The sequence below is a fragment of the Escherichia sp. MOD1-EC6475 genome, from assembly GCF_003046645.1.
GTDB classification, from domain to species: Bacteria; Pseudomonadota; Gammaproteobacteria; order Enterobacterales; family Enterobacteriaceae; genus Escherichia; species Escherichia ruysiae.
In genome coordinates this window covers 251,484-268,388 of record NZ_PZKQ01000011.1, presented here as the reverse complement: position 1 = coordinate 268,388, position 16,905 = coordinate 251,484, and the positions used below count along the sequence as shown (strand labels likewise).

Genomic DNA, 16,905 nt, shown 5'->3' with positions numbered 1-16,905 from the left:
TAACGGATGATTGAAGCAGACCGTCTGATTTCTGCCGGTACGACTTTGCCGGAAGATGTGGCAGATCGCGCCATTCGCCCCAAACTACTGGAAGAGTATGTTGGTCAGCCGCAGGTTCGTTCACAGATGGAAATTTTCATCAAAGCGGCGAAACTGCGCGGCGATGCCCTTGATCATCTATTGATTTTTGGTCCTCCGGGGCTGGGTAAAACCACACTTGCCAACATCGTCGCCAATGAAATGGGCGTCAATTTACGCACCACGTCCGGCCCGGTGCTGGAAAAGGCGGGCGATCTGGCGGCGATGCTCACCAACCTTGAACCACATGATGTGTTGTTTATTGATGAGATCCACCGTCTTTCGCCTGTGGTGGAAGAAGTGCTGTATCCGGCCATGGAAGACTACCAGTTGGATATTATGATTGGTGAAGGCCCGGCAGCACGTTCAATTAAAATCGATCTCCCCCCGTTCACCCTGATTGGCGCGACAACGCGTGCTGGCTCATTGACATCGCCATTGCGTGACCGTTTCGGTATTGTGCAGCGCCTGGAGTTTTACCAGGTGCCTGATTTGCAATATATCGTCAGTCGTAGCGCACGGTTTATGGGGCTTGAGATGAGTGACGATGGCGCGCTGGAAGTGGCTCGCCGGGCGCGAGGTACGCCACGTATCGCCAACCGCCTGCTGCGTCGTGTGCGAGATTTCGCTGAAGTGAAGCATGATGGCACCATCTCGGCAGATATCGCTGCTCAGGCGCTGGATATGCTGAACGTTGATGCTGAAGGTTTCGATTATATGGACCGCAAGTTATTGCTGGCGGTAATTGATAAATTCTTCGGTGGGCCGGTAGGCCTGGATAACCTGGCAGCGGCCATTGGCGAAGAACGTGAAACCATTGAAGATGTGCTGGAACCTTATTTGATTCAGCAGGGCTTTTTGCAGCGCACGCCGCGCGGGCGTATGGCGACAGTGCGGGCGTGGAACCACTTCGGGATTACTCCGCCAGAAATGCCGTAGGTCGGGCAAGGCGTCCACGCCGCATCCAACATTAAGCTATCGACAAGATGAAGCCAGACAGGCGCTCCCGCAGGAGCGCCGAATTGATTAGCGACCAAACAGGTCACGTTTTTTCGCTTTAAACGGCTGAGAGATCACCACCAGCACTGCGACAATCAGGTAAGCAACAAAAATACCGAGCAGCCACTGCGGCATATCCAGACCTAAAAAATCCCACTGACGCTCAGCGCAATCACCAGAGGCGACAAACACTTGTGGTACCCATTTATCCAGCGGCAGCCAGTCCGGGAATCGGACCATGAAATCACAGGTCATAAACGGTGAAGGATAGAGCTGGAGCATGGTGTGCTCGTAAGTTAATTGCACGCCACGAAAAGCACTATACAGCCAGATGATCATCGCCACATAACGCAGCGGAGTTTTCGGGGCGATAGCGCCAATCAGCGCGGCGCCCAGAATGCCGAATAACGCACAGCGTTCATAAATACAGAGCACGCAAGGTTTAAGTAACATCACATGCTGGAACCACAGCGCCGTCAGTTCCAGTGCCAGAGCGGTAAACGCCATTAACAGCCACGCCCCCCGGCCTTGTGAACATTGGTTCAAAAATCGCAACATAATAATTTCCCTGCAATATGCATCGAATGCGCAGTTTAAACCAATTCATTCGTTGCGCCACCAGGAGGGAGTAAAAATAGGATGTAATTGAACAATTATCGGGCGGAAAGGCAAACCGGGCATAAATATGCCCGGTAAGTTGTTATCAAAGCGTTGCAATCCACCCCATTTGCATAAACCATTCAGTTACAGGGGCAAGAGTAAACTCTACGCAGAGTAATCCGACGAGGGTCAGTACGAGAGTGTAGGGCAGAGCCATCCACACCATGCGGCCATAAGAAAGACGTATTAATGGCGCGAGTGCTGAGGTCAACAGGAATAAGAACGCAGCCTGTCCGTTCGGCGTGGCGACGGAGGGCAGGTTGGTCCCGGTGTTGATGGCGACTGCCAGCAGTTCATATTGCTTCATACTAATAGCACCGCTCTCCATTGCCGCTTTTGCTTCATTGATATAAATCGTCCCTACAAAGACGTTATCCGAAATTGAAGACAGCAAACCGTTGAAGATATAAAACAGCGATAGCTGAGCGTGTTCTGATGCCTGCAATACAAACTGGATAATTGGGGAGAACAGTTGTTGGTCGATAATCACCGCCACTACCGAGAAAAAGACCGTCAACAGTGCGGTGAATGGCAGAGATTCTGTGAAGGCTTTGCCGATTGCATGTTCATCAGTTACACCGGTCAGTGATGTCGCCAATATAATGACAGACAAACCAATCAAGCCGACCTCTGCCAGATGCAACGCCAGCGCGGTGACCAGCCAGACGCCGATAATCGCCTGGACAATCAGACGAATTTTATCCTGACGTGTACGCTGGAGGCGGCTTTGATCGTCAAACTGTTGCAGCACTTCGCGGACTTTTTCCGGCAGCGTTTCGCCGTAGCCAAACCAACGCAGCTTCTCCACCAGCAGGCAGGTTAACAGACCGCAAATCAGGACAGGGACGGTCACCGGTGACATGCGCAGGAAGAAATCGCCAAAATGCCAGCCAGCAGCTTTGGCAATGATCAGGTTCTGTGGTTCGCCTACCATGGTCATCACGCCGCCTAATGCAGTGCCGACACCCGCATGCATCATCAGGCTACGCAGAAAGCCACGGAACTGCTCCAGAACCACTTTGTAATGCTTGTCGATATGGCTGTCGTCTTGCAGGTCGGTATCTTCGGTGCGGGAAGAAGCTACGCGGTGATAAATACCATAAAAACCAACAGCAACGCTGATCACCACAGCAACTACGGTTAAGGCATCGAGGAACGCAGAGAGAAACGCCGCCGCCACGCAAAAAGAGAGTGACAGCAGCATTTTGGAGCGAATGCTTAACAGTAAACGGGTAAATATGAACAGCAGAAGCTGTTTCATAAAATAGATGCCCGCCACCATAAACATCAGTAACAGTAAGACTTCAAGATTTGCCGCCACCTCTTCACGGACGTGTTCCGCACTGGTCATGCCGATGAAGACAGCTTCGATAGCCAATAGACCGCCGGGGAGCAGCGGATAGCATTTCAGAGCCATCGCCAGAGTGAAAATAAATTCCGCGACAAGCAGCCAGCCAGCAACAAAAGGGCTGATGAGGAAAATTAACGGGTTAACAATTAAGAAAATAATAAGGGCAAGTTTGTACCAGTCAGGTGACTGACCCAAAAAATTGCGCCATAACGCGCGGCCCCAGGAGATCTCCATGATGGTTTCCCTTACCTTACAAATAATAAATGATGTTTTTATGTTAGAACGCAAAGCTTAACGGTCGGGGGGGATCGAGGCAAGTCTTGATAGTCAAGGGGAAAGAGATACAGAAAATGAAGCCTTGATCCCTTTTTTCTTCTTTTTGTCTGCTATCAGCGTTGTTAGCCCTCTGGTATGATGAGTCCAACTTTGTTTTGCTGTGTTATGGAAATCTCACTATGGTCATTAAGGCGCAAAGCCCGGCGGGTTTCGCGGAAGAGTACATTATTGAAAGTATCTGGAATAACCGCTTCCCACCCGGGACTATTTTGCCCGCAGAACGTGAACTTTCGGAATTAATTGGTGTAACGAGAACGACGTTACGCGAAGTGTTACAGCGCCTGGCGCGAGACGGCTGGCTGACCATTCAACACGGCAAACCGACGAAGGTGAATAATTTCTGGGAAACCTCCGGGTTGAATATCCTTGAGACGCTGGCGCGACTGGATCACGAAAGTGTACCGCAACTCATAGATAATTTGCTGTCAGTGCGTACCAATATTTCGACCATTTTTATTCGTACCGCGTTTCGCCAGCATCCTGATAAAGCGCAGGAAGTGCTGGCAACGGCTAATGAAGTGGCCGATCACGCAGACGCTTTTGCTGATCTGGATTACAACATTTTTCGCGGTCTGGCGTTTGCCTCTGGTAACCCGATTTATGGTCTGATCCTTAACGGAATGAAAGGGTTGTATACGCGCATTGGTCGTCACTATTTCGCCAATCCGGAAGCGCGTAGTCTGGCGCTGGGCTTCTACCACAAGCTGTCTGCGTTGTGCAGTGAAGGCGCCCACGACCAGGTTTACGAAACAGTACGCCGCTATGGGCATGAGAGTGGCGAGATTTGGCACCGGATGCAGAAAAACCTGCCGGGTGATTTAGCCATTCAGGGGCGATAATCCATCCATACTGATGACTAATGCATAGTTACCTGATGCGCTATGCTTATCAGGCCTTCAATATATTGAATTTGCTATGTTCTATAAGCCGGATAAGACGTTTACGCCGCATCCGGCAAAATAAACCCTCCTCAAACGAGGAGGGATATTTACAGATTTCCCATTCTTGGCGGGCAACGTTCCAGTAACTCAACGCTGCCGTCTTCGTTTTGCTGTTCGAGCATCACATCAAACCCCCACAGGCGATGTACATGCTTCAGCACTTCTTTACGCCCCCGATCCAGTGGTGCGCGGTTATGTGGAATGTAACGTAGCGTCAGCGAACGGTCGCCGCGTAAATCTACGTTCCAGATCTGAATATTCGGCTCAAGATTACTTAAGTTATATTGCGACGATAAACGGTTACGGATCTCCCGATAACCTTCCTCATTATGAATGGCGGAAATCTCCAGATAATTATGCCGATCGTCATCCAGCACTGTGAAGAAGCGGAAATCACGCATTACTTTCGGTGACAGGAACTGGCTGATAAAGCTCTCATCTTTGAAGTCACGCATCGCGAAATGCAGCGTTTCCAGCCAGTCGGAACCGGCGATATCCGGGAACCAGTATTTGTCTTCTTCCGTTGGCGACTGACAAATCCGTTTAATATCCTGAAACATAGCGAATCCGAGGGCATACGGGTTAATTCCGCTGTACCACGGGCTGTTATAGGGCGGCTGGAAGACCACATTGGTGTGGCTATGCAAGAACTCCAGCATAAAACGTTCGGTCACTTTCCCTTCATCATACAGATGGTTAAGGATGGTGTAGTGCCAGAAGGTCGCCCAGCCTTCGTTCATCACCTGAGTCTGTTTTTGCGGATAAAAATACTGGCTCACTTTACGTACAATGCGCAGGATTTCACGCTGCCATGATTCCAGCAGCGGCGCATTTTTCTCCATAAAATAGAGCAGGTTTTCTTGTGGCTCGGATGGATAGCGGCGCGCTTCGGCAACGGTTTTCTCTTCCTCGCGCTTAGGCAGCGTTCTCCAGAGCATATTGACCTGGCTTTGCAGATACTCTTCGCGACTTTTTTGCCGGGCTTTCTCCTCTTGCAGCGAGATTTTTTGTGGGCGTTTATAACGATCCACACCGTAGTTCATCAGCGCATGGCACGAGTCCAACAGCTTTTCTACCTCATCAACGCCATAGCGTTCTTCGCACTCGGTAATGTATTTGCGGGCGAAAATCAGGTAATCGACAATCGAACTGGCATCGGTCCAGCTACGGAATAAGTAATTGTTTTTGAAGAAAGAGTTATGGCCATAACAGGCGTGAGCCATCACCAGCGCCTGCATGGTAATGGTGTTCTCTTCCATCAGGTAAGCGATGCACGGATTAGAGTTAATAACGATTTCATAGGCCAGCCCTTGCTGACCGTGCTTATACAGACGCTCGGTTTCAATAAACTTTTTGCCAAACGACCAGTGCGGATAGTTAATTGGCATCCCGACGCTGGAGTAGGCATCCATCATTTGCTCTGATGTAATTACTTCAATCTGGTGCGGGTAGGTATCAAGCCGGTAGAGTTTTGCCACCCGGTCTATCTCTGCCAGATAAATATCCAGCAGGTCGAACGTCCAGTCAGGTCCATCGCTCAAACGTGTGGAGTCCTTATTCATAGAATCGATCGTCGCCATACGCGCACCTCATTGTTGTCGGCGCTCTCTGTGTGGAGCACCTCATTTCAAGCATAGAACACCAGTTAAAAACCGCGTCGCTGGAGAATTTTTTTCTTTGCGATTTCTTATTATCGGAGTGCCAATAATTAGCTTCTGAACGGAATTTTCTGCTGGATATAAAGCTCGACCAGCAGGAGATACCAAAGACGCCATATTCCCGCAGAGTCAGGGAGATGTGAGCCAGCTCACCATAAAAAAGCCATATGTTGAATAATATTTTCATCTGGGTTATCAAGATGTAATTAGATTATTGTTCTTTTACTGTATATACCGTTATCGGAGTGGCTATGCGAGTTGTCATACTGGGAAGTGGTGTGGTAGGCGTTGCCAGCGCCTGGTATTTAAATCAGGCAGGACATGAGGTCACCGTCATTGATCGGGAGCCGGGCGCAGCACTGGAAACCAGCGCAGCAAATGCCGGGCAAATTTCTCCCGGATATGCCGCGCCGTGGGCGGCGCCAGGCGTGCCTTTAAAAGCGATTAAATGGATGTTCCAGCGCCATGCGCCGCTGGCGGTTCGTCTCGATGGTTCGCAATTCCAGTTGAAATGGATGTGGCAAATGTTACGTAACTGTGACACCAGCCACTATATGGAAAACAAAGGGCGGATGGTGCGCCTGGCAGAATACAGCCGTGATTGCCTGAAAGCATTGCGCGCCGAAACCAATATCCAGTATGAAGGCCGGCAGGGCGGGACGCTGCAACTGTTCCGCACTGAACAACAGTATGAAAACGCCACTCGCGATATCGCCGTACTGGAAGATGCAGGCGTGCCATATAAATTGCTGGAATCCAGTCGCCTGGCGGAAGTGGAACCTGCGCTGGCGGAAGTTGCGCACAAACTGACTGGCGGCCTGCAACTACCCAATGACGAAACCGGTGACTGTCAGCTCTTTACCCAGAATCTGGCGCGAATGGCGGAACAGGCGGGGGTTAAATTCCGCTTTAATACACCAGTCGATCAACTGCTTTGTGACGGCGAGCAGATCTATGGCGTGAAGTGTGGTGATGAGGTGATTAAGGCCGATGCGTATGTTATGGCATTTGGCTCTTACTCGACGGCGATGCTCAAGGGCATTGTCGATATCCCGGTTTATCCGCTGAAAGGTTATTCTTTGACCATTCCGATTGCGCATGAAGACGGTGCGCCGGTGTCCACCATTCTTGATGAAACCTACAAAATCGCTATTACCCGTTTCGATAACCGTATTCGTGTCGGCGGGATGGCGGAAATTGTTGGCTTTAACACCGAGCTGTTGCAACCGCGTCGTGAAACGCTGGAGATGGTGGTTCGCGACCTTTATCCGCGCGGCGGCCATGTTGAGCAGGCTACTTTCTGGACCGGTCTGCGCCCGATGACACCAGACGGCACGCCGGTTGTGGGGCGTACACGCTTTAAAAATTTGTGGCTGAATACCGGTCACGGCACGCTTGGCTGGACGATGGCTTGCGGTTCCGGTCAGTTGTTAAGCGATCTGCTGTCAGGGCGCACGCCAGCGATCCCGTATGAGGATCTAAGTGTAGCGCGCTACAGTCGTGGATTTACGCCATCACGTCCAGGCCATTTACATGGCGCGCACAGTTAAGGAATCGAGATGACTCGTCCGATACAGGCCAGCCTCGATCTGCAGGCATTAAAACAAAATCTGACCATTGTCCGCCAGGCCGCGCCGCACGCGCGCGTCTGGTCGGTGGTAAAAGCGAACGCTTACGGGCACGGTATCGAGCGTATCTGGAGCGCGCTCGGGGCGACCGATGGTTTTGCGTTACTTAATCCTGAAGAGGCTATTATCCTGCGCGAGCGCGGCTGGAAAGGGCCAATCCTGATGCTGGAGGGTTTTTTTCACGCTCAGGATCTGGAAATTTATGACCAGTACCGCCTGACCACCTGCGTGCACAGTAACTGGCAGCTCAAAGCACTGCAAAATGCGCGGCTAAAAGCGCCGCTGGATATTTACCTTAAGGTGAATAGTGGGATGAATCGGTTGGGGTTCCAGCCCGATCGCGTGCTCACTGTCTGGCAGCAGCTGCGGGCGATGGCGAACGTTGGCGAAATGACGCTGATGTCGCATTTTGCCGATGCGGAGCATCCTGATGGGATTTCCGGCGCGATGGCGCGTATTGAGCAGGCAGCGGAAGGGCTGGAGTGTCGGCGCTCGTTGTCTAATTCGGCGGCAACCCTGTGGCATCCGGAAGCGCATTTTGACTGGGTTCGACCTGGCATTATTTTATATGGTGCTTCGCCGTCCGGTCAGTGGCGCGATATCGCCAATACCGGATTACGCCCGGTCATGACGTTAAGCAGTGAGATTATTGGTGTTCAGACGCTAAAAGCGGGCGAACGTGTGGGCTATGGCGGTCGCTATACTGCGCGCGATGAGCAGCGAATCGGCATTGTCGCCGCCGGATACGCCGACGGCTATCCGCGTCATGCACCAACCGGAACACCTGTTTTAGTGGACGGCGTGCGCACCATGACGGTGGGGACAGTCTCGATGGATATGCTGGCGGTCGATTTGACGCCTTGCCCGCAGGCGGGTATTGGTACGCCAGTTGAGCTGTGGGGCAAGGAGATCAAAATTGATGATGTCGCCGCCGCTGCCGGAACGGTGGGCTATGAGTTGATGTGCGCGCTGGCGCTACGTGTACCTGTTGTGACGGTGTAACTTGTGGCAAGCCGGATAAAATGCGTAAGCATCGCATCCGGCGATATCAGCCGCATCAAACTTAAGATTCGGCTTCTTCCTCCGCCACCCGAACGCCAATCTTCAACACTTCGTTATCTTCTTTCTCAGCCACCGTCCAGATCATCCCGGCAAACTCCACCTGGTCGCCGACAACCGGAGCCGCACCTAACAATTGCTGAACAATTTCACCCAGCGTTTGCTGTTTATCGCGATACTCCCGACCGTCTTCCAGACCATAGATCAGCGCCACATCGGCATATTTCGCGCTGGCTTCGAGAATGAAGTCACCAAAGAAGCGTTGATCAAGCGCGACCGGCGGCGACTGGCTAAACAGTTTTCCGAGTGCCGGAAGATCGCGTTCCCGACCAATCACGCATAACACGTCGCCTTCGCGCAGTCGGGTGCTGCCGGTGGGGTGAAGCAACTGGTTATCACGAAACAGTGCCGCAATGCGCGTCTCTTTTGGCATATGCAGATCGCGCAGCGCCGCGCCCACGCACCATTTATCGGCACTCAATTGGTAAACAAACTGCTCCCACGGATTTTCCGGATGAATATCCAGCCCAACGCGTGATACCGGACGTCCCACTGGCGGAACCACCACTTTGGCTTTTTTCGCTGCCCACGACAGCGATGTTCCCTGCAATAGCAGTGAAACCAGAACTACGAAGAAGGCGACATTAAAGAACAGACGCGCATTCTCCAGCCCCGCCATCATCGGGAACACCGCCAGGATGATCGGCACTGCGCCGCGTAATCCAACCCAACTAATAAACACGCGCTCGCGCAGATTGAAGCCACGGAACGGTAGCAATCCAGCAAATACCGAAAGGGGGCGGGCGAAGAAAATCATCCATGCAGACAAAATGAGCGCCGGAATGGCAATAGGCAACAGGTCGCTCGGGTTAACCAACAACCCCAGCACCAGGAACATAGCGATTTGTGCCAGCCAGGCGAGGCCGTCGAAATTTTGCAGAATGCCGTAGCGGTTGCGAATCGGACGATTACCCAGCAGAAAACCGCACAGATAAACTGCCAGAATGCCGCTGCCTTCCAGCGCCGTGGTTAAAGCAAAAATTAAAATACCGCCGCTTAATGCCAGCAATGGATACAAGCCCGCAGGCAGGGCGATGCGGTTAATCATCTGCAGCAGTAAATAACCCCCGCCAAGACCGATGACAATCCCCAGGCCAAATTGTTGCAGGATATCGACAACGAACATCCAGCTAATAGTGCTTTCATGCTGCTGGATCATCGCAATCAGGGTAATTGTCAGAAAGACCGCCATCGGATCATTGCTGCCGGACTCTATTTCCAGCGTCGAGCCAACACGTTCGTTAAGCCCTTTGCCGCCCAGCAGAGAAAAGACCGCTGCGGCGTCGGTGGAGCCGACAATTGCGCCAATCAATAAGCCTTCAATCAAATCAAGATTAAACAGCCATGCCGCCATCATGCCGGTTAAACCGGAGGTGATAAGCACGCCCAGCGTCGCCAGTGAAAGTGCAGGTCCTAACGCCACGCGAAATGAACTGGCCTGGGTGCGCATTCCGCCATCGAGCAAAATAATCGCCAGTGCCAGGTTACTTACCATGTAGGCAAAAGGATAATTATCAAACGGAATGCCGCCGACACCATCGACTCCAGCCAGCATACCGATCGCCAGGAAAATAACCAGAATCGGAATGCCAAGGCGGGAAGAAAATGAACTAAGTAAAATACTGCTGGTGACAAGGATGGAGCCTAAGATAAAAAGGCTAATAATTGTTGCGGCATCCAACGGTCGGTTACTCCTGATTACGCTGTCTCGTGCTATAAACCTACCATATTCACGGCAGAAACAGCGTTTTAGTTAGCCCGGAAGCGTGATTTTTTTACGCTTTCAGAACAGGATGACCGCTAATTGTCAATTGTGTGCCGTTTTTGTCGTTTTTGAGGATAGCATGTGCACCCAGCGGCAGCGTCACTGTGCGTTGTTCATGACCAAAGTCGAGGCCGGTAATCAGCGGAATCGACAGGCGGGAACGCAAGAACGTGTACACCGACGCCAGGTTGTAACCCGCATCATAATCATTGGGCGTGCTGCCACTGAAGCTACCGAGAATAATCGCCTTCTGGCGCTGTAAAATTCCAGCATGATAAAGCTGTAACAACATGCGTTCGACACGGAACGGATGTTCGTTGATGTCTTCCAGTACCAGAATACCGTTCTCAATTTGTGGCATCCACGGCGTACCGATAAGCGAAATCAACATCGCGAGGTTGCCTCCCCACAATGTTCCTTCTGTTTGACACGCCGGGCCTTCCCCTTGCCATTCAATGCTGAACGTTTCATTGCGTAACGCCAGCCAGAAGTGGTGCTCGGTAAAGGCATTCAGCTCATCCGCGCCAAAATTTGCCACCAGCATCGGGCCGCTAAAGGTGATGACATTGCCTTGTGCCAGAAGACCGCACTGAATGGCCGTAAAATCGCTATGCCCGCAGATAAGCAACGGATCATGTTGTTGGCGAGCCACCAGAGCCTGCCAGTCAATATCCGCCAGTAAGCGACTGGCACCGTAACCGCCGCGTACTGCCAGCACGATGGTGTTGGGTGAGGTCAGTCTGGCAAGGGAATTGAGATCTTCCAGACGCTCCGTTTCCGTACCAGCAAAACGTTCACAGCGACGGGTGATAACCCCGACGTTATTGACCTGATGCCCCGCATCGGTAAGGCGCTGAACGCCGCGCTGTGCGGCGTGCTGATTAATGCAGTAACCCGACGGGGCAATTAAGTGAAACAGAGACATGGCAATTCCTTGCTGACAACAGAAACGAAATGTATATCATGCCGCTTAGGTGTGCCGTTGTCACCTCAACGGCGATTCCAGGCTATAAGGATTGATGAAGTGAAATTGAGATGGTTTGCCTTTTTGATTGTGTTATTAGCGGGTTGTTCTTCAAAGCATGACTATACGAACCCGCCATGGAATGCGAAAGTCCCGGTACAACGTGCGATGCAGTGGATGCCAATAAGTCAGAAAGCCGGAGCGGCATGGGGCGTTGATCCGCAATTGATCACGGCAATTATCGCTATCGAATCGGGTGGTAACCCGAACGCGGTAAGTAAGTCGAATGCTATTGGTTTAATGCAGTTAAAAGCCTCAACCTCCGGACGTGATGTTTATCGCCGTATGGGCTGGAGTGGCGAGCCGACGACCAGCGAGCTGAAAAACCCGGAGCGTAATATCTCAATGGGGGCGGCTTACCTGAATATTCTGGAAACCGGCCCGCTGGCAGGCATTGAAGATCCGAAGGTACTGCAATATGCGCTGGTGGTGTCATACGCTAACGGGGCTGGTGCGTTGCTGCGGACTTTCTCATCAGATCGGAAAAAAGCGATCAGCAAAATTAATGATCTGGATGCTGATGAGTTCCTCGATCACGTAGCAAGAAATCACCCTGCACCGCAGGCTCCACGCTATATCTACAAACTTGAGCAGGCGCTGGACGCGATGTAACTCAGTCGCGCACTTTGTCCGATTTCTCCCGGGCTTCCCGTTCGAGTGAGAATATAATCCGCTGTAATTGCCGCTCCACCGTCGGGCTGACGTTAAGAAAACGAAAGCTCAGGCGGGGAGTGGAGATAGTTTCATTTCTGCTATCAATCACTTTGCGCTCGCTGATGGTCAGTAACTGGGCGTCAAAGTGAAAAATGCCCCATTGTCCCATGTTGACTTCAATCTGTGCGAAGCGCATACCTTCGTGCAATCCGGCCGGTTTTTCCGTTTCCAGTAATGCACCCATGCCACCTAGTGATAAATCACTCAGGCGAAAACGTAACGTACTGTTATCCGCCAGTTTGGTCTGACAATAATAAGGCGGATGAAGTGGGGCGGAGATGCGGAAATATCTGCGTCGTTGCACAAACCATAATGCGGGAGGGGGAGTGGCGATAAACGCCGGAAGCTGCAAATATTCACTTTGCTGTAATTGAGCAAGGGTAAATTCGATTTTGGCGCCTTGCGTTTCGGCGGTAATAGTGATTTGTCGCGCTTTAAGCACGGCATTGTTGTCTTCTTGCTGACTACCAAAATCCAGCACCAGTTTATCAGGGCTTATCGCCAGTATATTGCTGATCAACTGACCATCTGACCAACTGATACGCAGTGGTACTGCGGCTTTATGTAAATCGCGTAAAACGCCCAGGACTGCTAACGGATTTTGTTTCAGGAACTGCTCATGGTAATGACTCACGCGGAAAAACTCCTGACCGACAAACTGTCTTTGGTTTATCGGTAGGGACTAACAAAACTTAATACAAATGCGTGAATTTTTTTTACAACTTACGACTAATTCAACCGACAGCCTCCCACCATTGATCCTGTGCTTGCCTATACTTAGAGCGTTGACGTAAGCATTTCTTGCGTCCGATTCATCGAAACGAGGGCCTGAACATGGGAATTATTGCCTGGATTATTTTTGGCCTGATAGCCGGCATTATCGCCAAGCTGATCATGCCAGGGCGTGATGGTGGTGGATTTTTCCTGACCTGCATTCTCGGGATAGTCGGTGCGGTTGTCGGCGGCTGGCTGGCGACCATGTTTGGCATTGGCGGCTCCATCAGTGGTTTTAATTTACATAGCTTCCTGGTGGCGGTGGTCGGCGCTATCCTGGTGCTGGGGGTATTCCGCCTCCTGCGAAGAGAATAACGTAATCTTTCTGGCGGATAGCGGTGCAGGCATCACTATCCGCTTTCAAATTATGTGTAAATCTCACGGTGTTTGAAAACCAGATAAAACGGCAACGTCATCCAGATAAGCAGAATGACGCTGTCGGGAGAAGAAAAGATTAAGGTGTGGGTTCTGTGACTTTTGTTGGCTGCGTTGCGGAAGCACTGGTCGGGCGCGTTGCCGGAACGTTGTCACACGGTTTTTCTTTCGGGCAGATCAAATCCAACATTTTCAGCGTTACGCCGTTGGTCCAACCAAAACCATCCTGCAACGGATATTCGCCACCGCCGCCACCTGTTCCGGTGGTGCTGACATCATATTTCTCCACCAGCTTTTTCTCCCGGTCATAGGTGTGCTGAACATTGGTCAGAAAGTGCCAGCTAATGTCCATCGCCACATCTTCCTGTCCGTAGTTTTGCAATCCCTCAGTAGCGACCCATTGTAACGGCGCCCAGCCATTTGGCGCATCCCATTGCTGCCCACTTTTCACCGAGGTGGTGTTCAGTCCGCCAGGTTGCAGCAGATGCGTTCTGGTCGCTGTTGCCATTTTACTGGCGCGATCTTTCGCTGCTGCATTAACGTACAACGGGAACAGGGCGGCGGCAGTTAACTGATTACGTACTTTATGACTCTTCAGATCGTAATCGGCATACCAGCCGTGTTGATCATTCCACAAGTATTTTTCGATCCCTTTCTGACGGGCATTCGCCAGCGTTTCGTATTGGCTGGCCATCGCATTATCCCCGGCGGCTTTACTGGCGCTGGCAAGGATTTTTTCCATTTTATACATCAGGCTATTGAGATCGACCGGTACGATGCTGGTGGTGCGTAATGTACTTAACTGCTGTGGATTGTCCATCCAGCGCGAGCTGAAATCCCAGCCAGATGCGGCGGCAGAACGCAGGTCACGGTAAATTTCAGTGGCAGGACGATTTGGATTGCTTTTAGCGGTAGCGATATCTTCTACCCATGATTCCGGACGAGGTGTATCGCGGTCGTCCCAGTAGCGGTTAAGAATGGTGCCATCCTTGAGCTTTACAACGCGCTTTTCCTGTTGCCCGGCTTGCAGATTTTCAACGCCGTCCATCCAGTAAGCATATTCTTTTTGTAGTTGCGGCAGATACTGTTTCAACGCGGCGTCGCCTTCATGTTGCGCCAGTAACTCCACCATCAACGCAAAGAAAGGCGGCTGCGAACGGCTTAAATAGTAGCTGCGGTTCCCGTTGGGAATGTGTCCATAAGTATCTATTTCATAACCAAAATTCGCCACCATATCCGCCACTTTATCCCAGTGACCGCTTTCGCCAAGCCCCAGCATGGTGAAGTAACTGTCCCAGTAATACACTTCCCGAAAACGGCCTCCTGGCACGACATAGGGTTTCGGCAATGGCAACAGAGAGTCCCATTTTTCGGTGCTTTCCGTTGTACGGGTTAATACCGGCCAAAGTCCATCAATATGTTCACGCAGCGACTGTCCCTTCGGTGGGACATGCTTCTCGCCTTCTTTTGGCAGAGTGAAATTAACTTTCACAAAGTGCCGTAAATCAAACCCGCTCTGGTTCTGCTGCATCCGGTAATCAGCGAGGATCATTAGCGGGTCGCTGTTGGGCACGGCGTCGGCAAAGGTTTTTTGATCAGGAAAAAGTTTGGCGTTTTGCACATCGTCAAACAACGGTCCCAACAAAATATCAGGCGATTGTGGTGTGACAGCGATTTCTTCCGCTTGTGCCGATAGCGTGGCAAAACACAATAAAACGGTGGTGGGAATTAACGCCATTCTTTGCAGGTGACGAGGGACACGTGGTTTCATCAATCATTCTCCTTTGGCGATACCGAACAAAACGGTAATCAAGTATCAGAAAACCTTAGTTCAGGATCGCGGCAACTGCATGATTGAAATCTCATTCTGCGAAGTGTCAGGCATATGGAAGGTGTAATTAAAGGCATAAATAGTGTTGCAATATATTCACAAAATATATGTTGTTTATTAAATGGGCAGTGACTTTTGCTGTGCGATCACAGAAGAAAAAAATCATAAGAATTTAATGAAAAAACATAATAGACCGACCAAAAACTTCCGTGAAGAATTGCGCCAGTGAAAGGTATTTCGTGAAGTAAATTTATAGATAAGGATAAAACATGTCTAATGTGGAAAAATTGCCAATAAAAGAAAAAATAGGCTATAGCCTGGGTGATGCTGCCAGCCATATCGTCTTTGATTCTTCTGTTGCCATCCTCGCTTATTTCTATACCGATATTTATGGTCTGCCGCCAGCCGTAATGGGAACCATGTTTTTACTGGTGCGTCTACTGGATGCAATTACCGATCCGATTATGGGGGCAATCGCCGATGCAACCTCATCTCGTTGGGGGCGTTTCCGTCCGTGGCTGTTGGCCATCTGTGTACCGTTTGCGGTCAGTTGCGTGCTGGTTTACTCCATTCCTGATTTCTCTGACAGCGGTAAGGTTGTCTATGCGGTTGCCGCCTATATATTTATGACATTAATGTATACGGCCATTAATATCCCTTACTGCTCATTGGGCGCGGCGTTGACGTCCGATCCGCGTGAAAACCTGTCACTGCAATCCTGGCGTTTTGCCATCACGCCTATTGGTGGTGCGTTAGGTACTGCATTTATCCTGCCTGTCGCTGACTTCCTCTCTCCTGGAGACCGGGCTACTGGTATCCAGATTGCGATGGCGGTTTTTGGCGTTATTGGCTGCATTATGTTCTTAATTTGTTTCCTGACCACCAAAGAGCGTGTACAACCTATTCAGGAAGAAAATCTGAATATCGCGCGCGATTTGAAGATTCTTTTTAAGAATGATCAGTGGCGCATTCTCTCTGTTTATAATTTTATGATGCTGGTGGCGGTGGTTATCCGTGGCGGTGCTGTTGTTTATTATGTTAATACCGTTTTAAATAAAGGTTCAGATATTCTTACGTGGTTTATGCTCGGCGGAATGTTTGCTTCTATGTTAGGTTCTGTACTGGCGAAACCATTTGGCACTCGCTTTTGTAAAATTAAACTTTCATTCTGGGTTAATATTATTAACGCAGCGTTGGGCGTGCTCTGTTATTTCCTGCCGGTGGAATACTGGATTATTCCATTACTGGCTCATCTGGCAATTCAGATTATTCAGGGCGGAAATGGTGCGCTCCAGTGGTCAATGATTACCGATGCGAATAACTATGGTGAATGGAAAACGCGTCGTCGTATTACGGGGATGAACGTTGCTGCGAATATTTTTGTCATCAAACTGGGCGTTGCAGTAGGTGGGGCGGTGATTGGTTGGGTACTGGCTTATTATGGTTATGCAACCAGTAGCACAACTCAATCCGCTAATTCAGTACAGGGCGTAGTGTTACTGTTTACCCTCCTGCCGGCATTCTTCTACTTCCTGCCGGCATTCTTCTACTTCCTGACTGCAATTTCTATTAAGTTTTATCTGTTGAATGAAGCGAAAATGAACAAAGTAGTACAGGATTTACAACATGGTCAGTACGCTGGCTAATAGCGT

Annotated in this window: 14 protein-coding genes and 1 pseudogene; 8 read left to right on the top strand and 7 right to left on the bottom strand. The window is 50.6% G+C overall.

Going from position 1 to position 16,905, the window contains the following annotated elements:
* The first annotated feature begins 6 nt into the window (after nucleotides 1-6).
* The gene (ruvB, locus tag A7589_RS03705; protein ID WP_000568522.1) at nucleotides 7-1,017 is read left to right on the top strand and encodes a Holliday junction branch migration DNA helicase RuvB; all 1,011 of its coding nucleotides are present in this window, start codon (nucleotides 7-9) and stop codon (nucleotides 1,015-1,017) included.
* Between the two features lie 87 nt (nucleotides 1,018-1,104).
* Here ruvB and dsbB read toward each other — a convergent pair whose 3' ends face one another.
* Together dsbB and nhaB are read right to left on the bottom strand one after the other, a co-directional pair.
* The gene (gene dsbB / locus A7589_RS03700; protein ID WP_000943445.1) at nucleotides 1,105-1,635 is read right to left on the bottom strand and encodes a disulfide bond formation protein DsbB; all 531 of its coding nucleotides are present in this window, start codon (nucleotides 1,633-1,635) and stop codon (nucleotides 1,105-1,107) included.
* Between the two features lie 145 nt (nucleotides 1,636-1,780).
* The gene (gene nhaB / locus A7589_RS03695) at nucleotides 1,781-3,322 is read right to left on the bottom strand and encodes a Na(+)/H(+) antiporter NhaB (RefSeq protein WP_000406399.1); all 1,542 of its coding nucleotides are present in this window, start codon (nucleotides 3,320-3,322) and stop codon (nucleotides 1,781-1,783) included.
* A 221-nt stretch (nucleotides 3,323-3,543) separates the two neighbouring features.
* Between nhaB and fadR the strand changes: the two genes are divergently transcribed.
* Entirely contained in the window at nucleotides 3,544-4,263 is a 720-nt protein-coding gene (gene fadR / locus A7589_RS03690; protein WP_010350948.1) for a fatty acid metabolism transcriptional regulator FadR, read from the top strand.
* A gap of 149 nt (nucleotides 4,264-4,412) precedes the next feature.
* On the opposite strand, the gene A7589_RS03685 is transcribed toward fadR, so the two are convergent.
* Entirely contained in the window at nucleotides 4,413-5,945 is a 1,533-nt protein-coding gene (locus A7589_RS03685) for a SpoVR family protein (RefSeq protein WP_000190825.1), read from the bottom strand.
* A gap of 329 nt (nucleotides 5,946-6,274) precedes the next feature.
* Here A7589_RS03685 and dadA point away from each other — a divergent pair, with 329 nt between their 5' ends.
* Genes dadA through A7589_RS23650 form a run of 3 tightly spaced genes read left to right on the top strand, consistent with a single transcriptional unit; the run spans nucleotide 6,275 to nucleotide 8,843 of the window.
* Nucleotides 6,275-7,573 (top strand): D-amino acid dehydrogenase, encoded by a 1,299-nt coding sequence (gene dadA, locus A7589_RS03680; RefSeq protein WP_001266888.1) that lies wholly within the window; start codon nucleotides 6,275-6,277, stop codon nucleotides 7,571-7,573.
* A 9-nt stretch (nucleotides 7,574-7,582) separates the two neighbouring features.
* On the top strand, nucleotides 7,583-8,653 hold the full coding sequence (gene dadX / locus A7589_RS03675; RefSeq protein ID WP_000197888.1) for a catabolic alanine racemase DadX: 1,071 nt from the start codon (nucleotides 7,583-7,585) through the stop codon (nucleotides 8,651-8,653).
* A gap of 43 nt (nucleotides 8,654-8,696) precedes the next feature.
* Nucleotides 8,697-8,843 (top strand): hypothetical protein, encoded by a 147-nt coding sequence (locus tag A7589_RS23650; protein ID WP_423779532.1) that lies wholly within the window; start codon nucleotides 8,697-8,699, stop codon nucleotides 8,841-8,843.
* Here the strand turns inward: A7589_RS23650 and A7589_RS03670 are convergent.
* Nucleotides 8,781-10,451, bottom strand: a pseudogene (locus A7589_RS03670) (potassium/proton antiporter); the annotation flags it as partial. The gene A7589_RS23650 and the pseudogene A7589_RS03670 sit on opposite strands and share 63 nt — an antisense overlap.
* A 94-nt stretch (nucleotides 10,452-10,545) precedes the next feature.
* The gene (ldcA, locus tag A7589_RS03665) at nucleotides 10,546-11,460 is read right to left on the bottom strand and encodes a muramoyltetrapeptide carboxypeptidase (RefSeq protein WP_000051594.1); all 915 of its coding nucleotides are present in this window, start codon (nucleotides 11,458-11,460) and stop codon (nucleotides 10,546-10,548) included.
* A gap of 99 nt (nucleotides 11,461-11,559) precedes the next feature.
* Between ldcA and emtA the strand changes: the two genes are divergently transcribed.
* Nucleotides 11,560-12,171: a membrane-bound lytic murein transglycosylase EmtA gene (gene emtA, locus A7589_RS03660; protein ID WP_001295616.1), complete on the top strand. Its 612-nt coding sequence runs from the start codon at nucleotides 11,560-11,562 to the stop codon at nucleotides 12,169-12,171.
* Between the two features lies 1 nt (nucleotide 12,172).
* Here emtA and ycgR read toward each other — a convergent pair whose 3' ends face one another.
* Nucleotides 12,173-12,907 (bottom strand): flagellar brake protein YcgR, encoded by a 735-nt coding sequence (gene ycgR, locus A7589_RS03655; RefSeq protein ID WP_000020170.1) that lies wholly within the window; start codon nucleotides 12,905-12,907, stop codon nucleotides 12,173-12,175.
* Nucleotides 12,908-13,107: 200 nt separating this feature from the next.
* Between ycgR and A7589_RS03650 the strand changes: the two genes are divergently transcribed.
* The gene (locus A7589_RS03650; protein WP_000511315.1) at nucleotides 13,108-13,362 is read left to right on the top strand and encodes a GlsB/YeaQ/YmgE family stress response membrane protein; all 255 of its coding nucleotides are present in this window, start codon (nucleotides 13,108-13,110) and stop codon (nucleotides 13,360-13,362) included.
* A 139-nt stretch (nucleotides 13,363-13,501) separates the two neighbouring features.
* Here A7589_RS03650 and A7589_RS03645 read toward each other — a convergent pair whose 3' ends face one another.
* Nucleotides 13,502-15,193: an alpha,alpha-trehalase gene (locus A7589_RS03645; RefSeq protein WP_000804566.1), complete on the bottom strand. Its 1,692-nt coding sequence runs from the start codon at nucleotides 15,191-15,193 to the stop codon at nucleotides 13,502-13,504.
* A gap of 329 nt (nucleotides 15,194-15,522) precedes the next feature.
* Here A7589_RS03645 and A7589_RS03635 point away from each other — a divergent pair, with 329 nt between their 5' ends.
* Nucleotides 15,523-16,899 carry a glycoside-pentoside-hexuronide (GPH):cation symporter gene (locus A7589_RS03635; protein ID WP_108188727.1) on the top strand — a complete coding sequence of 459 codons (1,377 nt, stop codon included), beginning with the start codon at nucleotides 15,523-15,525 and terminating at the stop codon, nucleotides 16,897-16,899.
* Nucleotides 16,900-16,905 lie beyond the last annotated feature (6 nt).